The sequence below is a fragment of the Nitrospira sp. BLG_2 genome (genome assembly GCF_049222245.1).
This window is the reverse complement of sequence record NZ_JBLYIG010000434.1, coordinates 1-2,987: the sequence shown is the minus strand read 5'-3', so window position 1 is coordinate 2,987 and position 2,987 is coordinate 1. Positions and strand designations below refer to the sequence as shown.

General features: G+C 59.7%; 3 protein-coding genes. All 3 read right to left on the bottom strand.

Annotated features, from left to right (window positions below):
- Positions 1-1,511 (bottom strand): response regulator (locus ACOSYY_RS11925; protein ID WP_421662614.1); only part of this gene is annotated, 1,511 nt, incomplete at its 3' end.
- Positions 1,508-2,422, bottom strand: a complete 915-nt coding sequence (locus ACOSYY_RS11920) for a CheR family methyltransferase (RefSeq protein WP_421662613.1) — start codon at positions 2,420-2,422, stop codon at positions 1,508-1,510. The genes ACOSYY_RS11925 and ACOSYY_RS11920, both read right to left, overlap by 4 nt.
- An 82-nt stretch (positions 2,423-2,504) precedes the next feature.
- Positions 2,505-2,987 (bottom strand): response regulator (locus ACOSYY_RS11915; protein WP_421662612.1); only part of this gene is annotated, 483 nt, incomplete at its 5' end.

Below are 2,987 nucleotides of genomic sequence, written 5' to 3'. Positions count from 1 at the left end.
ATGCCGTTCATGTTCGGCATGTTGATGTCCATCACCACGATGCCGGGCCGCAGTTGCTCGGCCAACCGCACGGCATCCTGACCGTCCACGGCTTCTCCGACGATCTGCACATCTTCGTAGCCTTCCAACATCGCGCGAAGTCCCTGCCGAACCATGGCATGGTCGTCGACCAACAGAACGTGAATTTTCGCGTTCTGTTGGAATGTCGAGTGCTGAGTCTTGGGCGCTGAGTATTCGGCCGGAACATTTGTTGCCGTTCCCGGCGACTCAGCAGGCAGCATTGAGCACTCAGCACTACCCCGTAGCGGCAGCGTGATCGTTGCGATCGTCCCCTTGCCCGGGGCCGACTCCAGCTCCAACGACCCACCGAGCGAGCGCATGCGTTCCTTGATGCTGAAGAGGCCGAATTTTGAAGACAGACCGCCGGCCGGCTCAGCGGCGGTGACTGCAGCAAGATCGAAACCGGCTCCTTTATCGCTCACAGTGATCCGTAATCGGTCGGCCGTTTGTTCCAAGCCAACGACGGCCTCGGTGGTTCCGGCATGTTTCAAGGCATTCATCAACAACTCGCGCGCCGATTGGAACAGCAGCACCGATTGATCTTCCGGCAGGGCCGGTTCAGCCTTCGGCACAGTCACCGCCACGGTCATCTCGTACTTCTCCATATAGCCCCCGAGCCATCGCAGTCCGGCGCAGAGGCCATGGTCCCTCAGCACCGGCGGACTCAACTCAGCCACGAGTGAACGCGTGTATTGCAACGCGTCGGCCAAGACCTCTTCCGTTTCATGAATCATCTTCTCCACGGCGGGCAGCCCTCTGGAGATCCGTTTGCTTCCGGCGAGTTTGAGTTTGCCCAGCACCAACAGTTGCTGCAAATGATCATGCATGTCCGTGGCCAATCTGGCCCGCTCCCGTTGTTCGGCCAGATTCAGCTCAACCGCCAAGGCGCGCAACCGCTCCTGAGACTCCACCAATTCTTCCGTCCGCTTCTCCACAGTCCGTTCCAGTCGGCTTGCCAAAGACTGCAGCCTGGCCTCGCTCTCAAGGGCGCGCCGCTCCGCTTCCGTGCGTTCCGCCAGCAGCCGGGCGAGTTCGCGACGCTGACGATCGATGGCGAGGAACACATTGACTTTGCTCTTGAAGATGTCAGTTTCTATGGGCTTGTAAAGAAAATCGACCGCTCCCGCCTCATACCCGCGGAATCGGCGCTCGGCATCCCGCAACCCCGCGGTGACGAAGATGATCGGGACGTACTTTGCCCGTTCCGCGCCGCGCATCAATTCGGCCAGCTCGAATCCGTCCATCTCGGGCATTTGCACGTCGATGATCGCCAACGCCGTGTCGTGCACCAACAACAGTTCCAGTGCCTCGGCTCCGGATTCGGCGCGCAACAGTTCCACGTCATCGCGGCGCAATAATTCCGTGAGAGCCATCAGGTTGACAGGATGGTCGTCCACGAGCAGAACCTTGGCACGGCCCGGCCGACTTTCGATCACATCCGGTCTGTTCATAATTTCCCTCGTTTGCGATAGATGCGCTCTTTCGATACAAATGGTTCGAAGGCCTCGTTATGATCGGTGAAACGCAAGCTCTCTTTGTTTCCCAAGCCCAAAAAGCCTTTCCGGACGAGCGCCTCCGTGAAGAGCCCAGTGGCCCGACTCTGGAGCGACCGGTCGAAATAGATCAGCACGTTGCGGCAGGAAATCAAATGCGCCTCGGCGAACACGGCGTCTGAGGCCAGATTGTGTTCTGCGAACACCGTCCGTTTGCGCAGCGTCCTGTCGAACACCGCCGCCCGCGACCCGGCATGGTAATACTCGGACAGCGAGCCCTTCGCCCCCGACCGCCGATGATTGGTCGTGAACGATGCCAGCCGGTCCAGCGGGTAGATCCCGGATTCGGCTTTCGTAAGGGCGTCGCGGTCGATGTCCGTGGCGTAGAACACCGTCCGGTCCTCCAATCCTTCCTCGCGAAACAGAATGGCGAGCGAATACAGCTCTTCGCCCGCGCCGCAGCCGGCCACCCACACTTTGAGGGACGGATACGTCTTCAGATGCGGCACCACCTCTTGGCGCAACGCGCGAAAATATCCCGGATCGCGGAACATTTCGCTCACTTGCACGGTCAGATAGCCGAGGAGCTTCGGCAGCGCCGCCGGATCGTGCAGCAACAGATCTTGGAGTTGCGAATAGCTCCGGCAACCGAAATGTTCGCGTGCCTGCGCCAGACGACGCGTGAGCGACGGCCGGGCATAACCGCGGAAGTCATACTCATGAGCCCGGTAGAGCGCATCAAGCAGCAACTCGATTTCCAGCACGTCGGTACCTGGATAATAGGTTGAGGATGAAGGGGCGATAGCTTTAGTCGGGCAGGTTAAGGTTGAGGCTGAGGTTGAAGGGGAAGCAGGTTTAACTTGTTTCATGACTTTCTTGGCTTAGCCTTGACCTCAACCTCTCCTCTCTTGCTCTATCTCTAACCTAAACCTCAACCTCAACCTCTCCTGACTACTTCGGCATCCAGATCCGCACCAGCGACAAAAGCCTGTCCACATCAAGCGGCTTGGCCATGTAGTCGTTGGCGCCGGCGGTCAATGCTTGCATATGATCGGTCTTCATCGCCTTAGCGGTCAGCGCGATGATGGGCAAGTTCCGCCATTCCGGGCGCCTGCGGATTTCGCGCATGGCGGTCAAGCCGGCCCTTTCCGGCATCATGATGTACAGTAGCACAAGATCGAGTGGGGCGCCGGCCGGCTGGAGCGACCCTTCCAGCACCGCCAGGGCCTCAAGGCCGTTGCGTGCCACCTGGACTTTGGCGCCGCGCGGCTCCAGCAGGCTCATGAGCGCGAAGACGTTGCGCACATCGTCTTCAACCACCAACAACCTGGAGCCGTCCAGAGCCGCGTCCCCGCGGCGCACGTGATTGATCATGGCCTGCTGCGCTGGCGGCAGATCGGCGACCACTTGATGCAGAAAGAGCGTCACCTCGTA